The organism is Robertmurraya korlensis NBRC 107688 (genome assembly GCF_001591645.1).
Taxonomy (GTDB): domain Bacteria; phylum Bacillota; class Bacilli; order Bacillales; family Cytobacillaceae; genus Robertmurraya_A.
The window spans coordinates 1-7,774 of sequence record NZ_BCVH01000045.1; the positions used below are offsets into that span (position 1 = coordinate 1).

The following is a 7,774-nucleotide window of genomic DNA, read 5'->3' on the forward strand; positions in this document are numbered from 1 at the left end:
AGGGAGGTCGCTTTTTTATTGTAAGAAAGTGGGCAGCATTCCTGTAATGAATGAAAATGAGGTTTGAATAAAAAAAGAACCTCTTGGTAGAATAAGAGAGTCCTAACGCTGGCCAGCAAAAAAGGACAATCAACATATACCAGGAGGTCTTAAAATGAATTATAAACCAAATGAAAAGATTGCTCAAAGCGCTTCTCAGACTCTTATTATAGGCGTTGATATTGCGAAGTTCAAGCATGTGGCACGGGCACAGGACTAGAGAGGAATGGAGTTTGGTTCCCCGTGTTATTTCGATAATACCAAGACAGGATTTGAACTGTATCTCGATTGGATCAATCAACTAAAGCTAGAACAACAGATGGAAAAAGTGATAGTAGGAATGGAACCTACCGGACACTATTTGCTAAATCTAGCTCATATACTAAAAGAAAATCATATAAAATTTGTTGGAGTAAACTCGTTACATGTGAAGAAAAGTAAGGAACTCGACGACAACTTACCGACTAAGAAAGATGTGAAAGACGTTAAAGTCATCGCACAGCTGGTTAACGATGGGAGATATGCTGAACCAACGATCCCACAAGGTGTTTATGCAGAACTCCGTGTGACGAAAAAAATCCGTGATCTCTTAACTGATGACCTTCAAACGGTGCAAGGCCGAATTCTCAACTGGGTAGATCGGTATTTCCCTGAGTTCTTAACCGTTAGGATTTACTTCTTTGTAGGTATCAATAAAGGCCTTCCTACTGCCATACTATAAGACTGAGTATCATCATGTGGATGCGCTGTAATATACAATACTTCTGATGAGGTTGTGAATGTTAATCTTTATAAAGAGAATATTCCACAAATAGATGTTGATGTATTTAGCGGTTGGGGAAAACTCCAATCAGGAAAGGGATTTGAGGAACTATCTTCAAATGAAAAAATAAAAGTAGGTAGATTATCAGAACTACGTGAGCAATTTATTGCAGCTGGTTAGGTGAGATTTATATTCCTATTTGGATTTTAGGCAAAAATTGGTGGTTTTGAAAATTTTGCATTTCTTTTAAAATAAAACTACAAAGTAAAAATAATATTATACTTTATTTGTAACATAGGCTATTCCTTTAGGAATAGCCTATTATATGGAGGGAAAAAATTGAATGCAATTCTTCGAAATCCCGCGATAATTGTTACAATAATAATTATTGTGATCTCCTATATATGGATTTAACTTTTTCAAAGTAATGATTTTATAAGGCAATTAGGAATTTTTTCGTTACAGATGATTGGGATAGCAATGAGTTTGATTTGGGTACTTAATACATACTTAACCCTAGATAAAGATAGGGATAAAGATAGTTACTTTTGGCTTTTGCTGGGAATAGGTATAGTTCCATATGGTATTGCTTTTATAAATTGGGCGTATTATTTTTTATATTTAGGAATAAATCCTCCTTATCCCGGCTCTGCTGATTATTTTTGGTTGTTGGCGTACTTCATTTGGATTATTGCCCTAATCTATAAACTTATTTTAGTTATAAAAAAAAGTGAAATTATTCAATACCTATTTGATATATCCATTTTTATTATAGTAACTATTGCTTTGATTTGGGATTTGTTATTATCGAACATTCTTCTTAATTTAAGTGGTGACATTTTAACAGATTTTGTTGGAGTTGCGTATCCTGTCCTTAACCTATCTTTATTGTTCATTACTGTTTTGGTATATTTTACTACTAGGAATCACAATAATAAATCACTTTTTACTTTTATTTCATTAGGCTTTATTTTTCAGATTTCGGGTGACTTGATTTATGTAAATCACTCGCTTAATAGTAGATACGAGTATGGAGATATTATTGACCCTTTTTGGAATGTAACTCTGTTGCTTAAAGGTGCTGCTGGTCTTTATCGTTTACAGATTAAAAAGTCGTCGGTTTTAGTGGAAAAGGAAAACTTCTTAAATTCAACCGAGGTAAGTAGTGATAAAAGTGCATTTGCCCTAATTGCATATTTTATGTGCTACGTATTTTTTAGTTATTTTGAAGATTTAACATTTCTACGTTTTTCATTTTATACGGTCTTTACTTTGATGATGATCAGACAATTTTTTGTCCTCTCTCAGAAAGAAAAATCAATGGAACAACTTAATTCACTCTCAAAGAGTTTAGAAGTGCAAATACAAAACAAAACGAAAGATTTACAACATGCACTGATACAAGTAAACACAATGGCTAAATTTGATAATTTAACAGGCTTACCAAATCGTTATAAGTTCAATGAACGTCTTAGAAAAAGTATAGAGAGAAGTAGAGTAAATAAAAAAAATCTAGCCATCATGTTTTTAGATTTAGACAGATTTAAGATTATTAATGATACAATGGGACACGATACTGGAGACCTTCTCTTAGTCGAAGTATCAAATAGGTTGAAAAATAGTGTGCGTAAAAATGATCTTGTAGCCCGCCTTGGTGGAGATGAATTCGTTATTTTACTTGAAGGTATTGATAAGAATGAAGTAACGGAAGTAGCACAAAGAATTATAGATGAATTTGCTCAACCGTTTAGCATAAAGAGTAAAGAGTTTTTTACCACAACAAGTATTGGAATCAGTTTATTTCCTAGTGATGGCAATAATGCTGAAGACATTGTTTCTGCCGCCGATAAGGCTATGTATTCTGCGAAAGAGCGCGGAAAAAACAACTATCAATTCTATTGTATAGTAAGTGATAAGATAAACAGAAAAATGTTACTGGAAGAAGGATTAAGAGGAGCAATTAATAACAAGGAATTATTATTGCATTATCAACCACAAATAGATTTAAATTCCATGCAGATTGTTGGTATGGAGGCACTTTTAAGATGGGTTCATCCAGAATTGGGAATAGTGTCACCGGATGAATTTATTCCAGTTGCAGAAGAATCTGGTCTTATTATCCCAATAGGAAAATGGGTACTTCATACAGCATGTAAACAATATAAAGATTGGCATTCATTGGGGTATCCTCATAGCAAAATGGCTATAAATGTATCAACATACCAATTTAGAGATCCCAATTTTATTAAGGATATTAAACTAATTTTAAAGGAGACTGGACTCCAGCCAGAGTTTCTTGAACTAGAAATTACCGAAAACTTAATGAAGGACATAGCACAAACAAGAAGGATATTAACTGAATTGAAAAAGTTTCGGGTAAGCATATCAATCGACGATTTTGGAACTGGTTATTCATCTCTGGGTATACTAAATGAATTGCCAATAGACCGAATAAAAATTGATCAAATGTTTGTTAATAATATGTTGACTAATTCCAAAAATAAGGCTTTGGTAAAATCGATAATTGAAATGGGGAAAAATTTAGATTTTGAAATCGTTGCCGAAGGTATTGAGAATAAAGAACAGGAAATGATCTTAAAAAATTTAAACTGCAATATTGGCCAAGGGTATCTATACAGTCCACCAGTTCCAGAAAAGGAAATAGTAAAAATATTTAATTTGTAAAAATAAATAAAGGGAAATATTTTTAACCCTTTGAAATCGAACTAAAAATAGGAGAATCATTTCCCTTAAATTTGTGAAACAACTCCTTAAATATCTTAAGTGTTATTCTATTGTTTAGTCATTTTCTTTGATGTCTTAAAAGGTCAATTAGAATAATTATTACTGATGTTTAGGCTGTCGACAAAAAAACCTTCGACAGCCTATTATTTTTCTTCTCTCTTTATCAGGTAACCTACTTGCTATATCTGAGAACCAGAAACGAGGAATCAAAAAATTGCAGTTGTAGTGGGACAAGACTACACAGGTAATGTAATTGCTCGAAAGGCTAGTATTCCTTTTTGTTTAGCCATGTACATGGCCAAATCAGCATGTTTCACTAATTCTTTGGCGTTTGCTTCACCATTTTCGTTAAAAGAAATACCGATACTCGTGGTAACCTTTATTTCGTTATCATTTACAAAAAAGGGAGAATCCAATGATACTAATATTCTCTTGGCTACCTTAATTACATCTTCTTCCTCATTGTTAACCTCTGGTAATAGTATAGTAAATTCATCACCAGCAAACCTTGATAAAGTAGCATACTCTTGAATACATTATTCTAAACGTTTCGTAACCTCTATTAAGAGTAAATCACCAACCTCATGCCCTAATGTATCATTTACTTTCTTAAATCCATCTAAATCAAGAAACATAACAGCTAATTGCTTTTTCGTTAACTTCACACCTTTTAAGGCTTCAATAAGTTTTTCTTCGAAGAATTTTCTCTTAGGTAATCCCGTTAATTGATCATGGTGAGCCATGTGATAAATTAACTCTTGAGATTGTTTCTTTTCTGTAATATCTCGAAAGAACTGTTGAATCATTTGCTCTCCATTAATTGTTAAAGGCATCCCCATAACTTCAACATCAATTTCTTTGTTACTTAGTCGACACCACTTTGCCTCGATGAAACCAATTGTTTTTTTATCCTTGTGAATAGTATTCCAGGCTTTTTGGATATTTTGATGATCATAAGATGGAATAAACTCTAGCAACTCTTTACCGATTAATTCTTCTGATGCAGCAAAACCAAGTATTTTGGCACCCGAAGGATTTATATAGCGAATTACCCCGAGCTTATGAATGACTATACCATTTGGCGAAAGCTCCGCCACTTTACGATATTGTTCCTCCGTTTCTTTTAACTTCTTTTGAAGATTTCTCTCATTTATTAAAGCTAAAATAAGTAAAATAACAACTGCAACAATAACTCCCTGCTCTAGAAGAGTTTTAATTAAATCGTTATTCGTCAAATTTAGAAATTCAGTAAGTTCATCATAAAAAAAATCAATCAATAATCCTAAGATAACAAAAAATAAAGTGTACTTTAATCGCAGTAATTTCATGAAATTTCTCCTTTGGTAACCCAGCTGTCATAGTCAATACCTTAGACCTGTGGTTTTTCGTCCCTTTCTTTCGTTAGGTTTGCCTTTAACGTTTAAGAAATTATCATTAACATAATTCTAAATACCTAGGTAATATTATCCTTTTTATCATGAATACCCAATAGTTTGTTAAACAAATAGTGATGAGAAATTTTAACATTAGAACCGGTTTCTTTGTTCTAACAATTCCATCTCTAAAGAGAATAAATCTCAAGCGATTGATAAGACTTGAGCTAATCTTTTAAAAAGGAAAAGGAGTACACTTAATATAACGCTGTTTTCGTAAATATTGTTGCTTTAAAGGATATTTAACTTTACACTAAAAATAAATTTAAGATACATGTTTTTTAAGTATCGAGGTGATTTAGTTGTTTAATGTATTTTTAATAATTCATATACTCACTGGTACAATTTGTTTAATAAGCGGGATATTTGCAATGTTTTCTAAAAAGAAGAAGGGGCAACATACAGTATCTGGTGAGATATATCACTGGTCTTATGTCCTTGTATTTATAACAGCTTTGGTTATGTCGATAATCCATTGGGAAAAAAGCCAATATTTATTTTATATCGCTCTGTTTTCTTATGGGCTTGCTTTATTGGGATATTTAGCGGTTAAGAAGAAATGGAAAAATTGGTTAGGGACTCATATAGGAGGAATGCTAGGTTCTTATATAGGTATTGTAACAGCAATTTTAGTAGTTAATATTCCTAGTATACCAGTTTTAAATGAATTGCCTATTTTGTTATTCTGGTTTCTACCTACAATAATAGGAACTCCGCTCATATTTAAAGTAGGTAAAAAATATGCTCCTAAAAAAAGAAGATAATTTTAAGCTCTTAACATTTCAACAGTTGAATAATTCGATTTATGAACAGCACTAAACAAAAGTTGTTTCACACGTTCTTTGTGAGCAACTTTTTTACTTTGTTCAAGGTAACGAAACGAAAAAAAAGTTATCCAAATACTTGGTAGCTACACCTTGAAATCGCTCCATAAACTGTTTAGACGTTTGTGATAGGCGTTGACGTGCTGGATATGGAAGATTGACTTTTTCACATAAACGCCTTTACGCATATTGACCATTTTTGATAACAACAGTATCGAAGTATATAAGTTTAATGGAAAACACGGATTCAGTGACCCTTACTCTTCAAAATATAATGGAATATCAGCCCAAAAGGAATTTAGTGAGGTGGTAGATTTTATTATAAAGCAATTAGGTTATTATTAAGTAACTAGCGGAGGAGTTGAAAAAGTAGGTGCTGTAGCGAGCCCTTCGGTTAGTAAACGAACGGAGCAGTTAATTATAAGCGTAACAGAGGAACACACATATTGTGTATGTATAAAATGTGTGTTCCATTTAATATCAACTAGTTTGCTTGTTTAACCTAAACATAAAATTAGTTAATAATATTTTGTTAAAAGCTTGGCTTAATTGGATCTACTGCTAAAATTTTCGTTCCATTTAATTCAACCCAATAGTAATAGTGATCTGCTTCCACACCTGATGTATTCGTTAGTGTGTTATGAGCATCTTCTTGCAATTGGAATGTAAGGTTAGCCAGTGAGTCATCTGGTTGTACTAATCCATCCAAAAGGTTAACAGAAATGGTTTGATCAGAAGATTCATCGTAAGCAGCATTTGATATAACAGGATTTGCTAGTAACACAGAAAATAATAATAGCGTTACCAAAAATAAACTTTTTCTCATTTTTCTACCCCCTAAATTTATTAAAGTTATGACATTATAGATAGGAAAGCATCAACGACATCAGGGTGAAATAATCTTTCACGTTCTTGTTTTACTTCTTCCAGTGCATCTTCTAGAGAGCGCCCTCGGCTATATACTCGAACACTAGTCATTGCATCAAAGGAATCTACTACTCCTACTATGGAGGAGGATAAATTAATTTCATTCCCTTTTAATCTGTAAGGATAGCCCGTACCATTGTATCGTTCATGATGTTGCTCTACGATAAGCGCAGCTCTTTTTAATGTGGGAATTCCAGTTTCAACTAACATGTTGGCACCAAGTGATGTGTGTTTCTTCATCTGCTCGTACTCTTCATTGGTAAGCTTAGAAGGTTTATTAAGAATAAGGTCCGGTATTTTTGTTTTTCCAACATCATGTAAAAAAGACCCAATATGCAACACATATAATTCCTCTGATGATAAACCCAATTTCTCACCAGTTTTTATGGATAAATCCTTAATTCTCTGGCAATGGTCTGCTGTATAACCATCCTTTTCCTCCACAGCAACAGCAAGGTTCATAAAGTGTTTAATTTGGTCATTATATTCATCAAAGGAAGGCCCCGTAGATACATATAGAAAAGTAGTATTGCCGATGGCAGTAAAAAATGTATCCTTCCTAATAGGATCCATTATTAAGTGGTCGCCTGTTGAAGCAATCATTTTTGTTTTATTCTCCAACCAAGATAGGGAACCACTTAAAAGATAGATAAATTCAATACCATCCCATCCTTCTATTGGTCCAATTGTCCAATGATGACCCTCTTTAACTTCATGAAGAATAACCTCGAAACCTTTACTTTGTACAAGTAGATTAAGTATCGAACCGTTTGCAACACTTTGTTTAATGTATCCACCAGATTTAACAAACTGAATACCATTTCCTCGCATATTCATTAATACAATCCTCTCAGTATAACTTTTCTATTATAAAAGTATATAGACTGTTTATCAATTGTTTTAAATAAATACATTTCGGTAATTAATGTTATCTCTTTAATATTCTTTTGATAAACGAGAAATATATGTAACAGTAGTGAAGAAAAAAAGATTAAATTCAAAGATAGCTGTAGTGGGCCATCCTGTCTTATTGTAGTAAAGGA

Annotated in this window: 4 protein-coding genes, 5 pseudogenes and 1 riboswitch; of the genes and pseudogenes, 4 read left to right on the forward strand and 5 right to left on the reverse strand. The window is 32.7% G+C overall.

Annotated elements, in window-relative coordinates:
- Positions 1-154 precede the first annotated feature (154 nt).
- Positions 155-706: pseudogene (locus BKO01S_RS23385) on the forward strand (IS110 family transposase); the annotation flags it as partial.
- Here the strand turns inward: BKO01S_RS23385 and BKO01S_RS24935 are convergent.
- A pseudogene (locus tag BKO01S_RS24935) lies at positions 704-798 on the reverse strand (FMN-dependent NADH-azoreductase); the annotation flags it as partial. The pseudogenes BKO01S_RS23385 and BKO01S_RS24935 sit on opposite strands and share 3 nt — an antisense overlap.
- On the opposite strand from BKO01S_RS24935, the pseudogene BKO01S_RS24120 reads away from it, so the two are divergent.
- Positions 797-976: pseudogene (locus BKO01S_RS24120) on the forward strand (FMN-dependent NADH-azoreductase); the annotation flags it as partial. The pseudogenes BKO01S_RS24935 and BKO01S_RS24120 overlap by 2 nt on opposite strands.
- A 291-nt stretch (positions 977-1,267) precedes the next feature.
- Positions 1,268-3,487 carry a putative bifunctional diguanylate cyclase/phosphodiesterase gene (locus BKO01S_RS23390; RefSeq protein WP_066060154.1) on the forward strand — a complete coding sequence of 740 codons (2,220 nt, stop codon included), beginning with the start codon at positions 1,268-1,270 and terminating at the stop codon, positions 3,485-3,487.
- 296 nt (positions 3,488-3,783) lie between these two features.
- Here the strand turns inward: BKO01S_RS23390 and BKO01S_RS23400 are convergent.
- Positions 3,784-4,875, reverse strand: a pseudogene (locus tag BKO01S_RS23400) (diguanylate cyclase domain-containing protein).
- An 11-nt stretch (positions 4,876-4,886) separates the two neighbouring features.
- Positions 4,887-4,969: riboswitch (cyclic di-GMP riboswitch) on the reverse strand.
- Positions 4,970-5,282: 313 nt separating this feature from the next.
- On the opposite strand from BKO01S_RS23400, the gene BKO01S_RS23405 reads away from it, so the two are divergent.
- A complete protein-coding gene (locus BKO01S_RS23405) occupies positions 5,283-5,744 on the forward strand; it encodes a DUF2306 domain-containing protein (protein WP_066060160.1) in 462 nt (153 codons plus the stop codon).
- Positions 5,745-5,746: 2 nt separating this feature from the next.
- Here BKO01S_RS23405 and BKO01S_RS24525 read toward each other — a convergent pair.
- From BKO01S_RS24525 to BKO01S_RS23415, 3 genes and pseudogenes are all read right to left on the reverse strand, one after another.
- Positions 5,747-6,013 (reverse strand): annotated as a pseudogene (locus BKO01S_RS24525) (IS1595 family transposase); the annotation flags it as partial.
- Between the two features lie 323 nt (positions 6,014-6,336).
- Positions 6,337-6,630 (reverse strand): hypothetical protein, encoded by a 294-nt coding sequence (locus BKO01S_RS23410; protein ID WP_066060162.1) that lies wholly within the window; start codon positions 6,628-6,630, stop codon positions 6,337-6,339.
- 26 nt (positions 6,631-6,656) lie between these two features.
- A complete protein-coding gene (locus BKO01S_RS23415) occupies positions 6,657-7,568 on the reverse strand; it encodes an HD-GYP domain-containing protein (protein ID WP_066060164.1) in 912 nt (303 codons plus the stop codon).
- Positions 7,569-7,774 lie beyond the last annotated feature (206 nt).

Bases quoted from the DNA above. Each gene is read 5' to 3' on its own strand.
- BKO01S_RS23410 (WP_066060162.1), bottom strand. From the start codon at position 6,630: ATGAGAAAAAGTTTATTTTTGGTAACGCTATTATTATTTTCTGTGTTA.
- BKO01S_RS23415 (WP_066060164.1), bottom strand. From the start codon at position 7,568: ATGAATATGCGAGGAAATGGTATTCAGTTTGTTAAATCTGGTGGATAC.
- BKO01S_RS23390 (WP_066060154.1), top strand. From the start codon at position 1,268: ATGATTGGGATAGCAATGAGTTTGATTTGGGTACTTAATACATACTTA.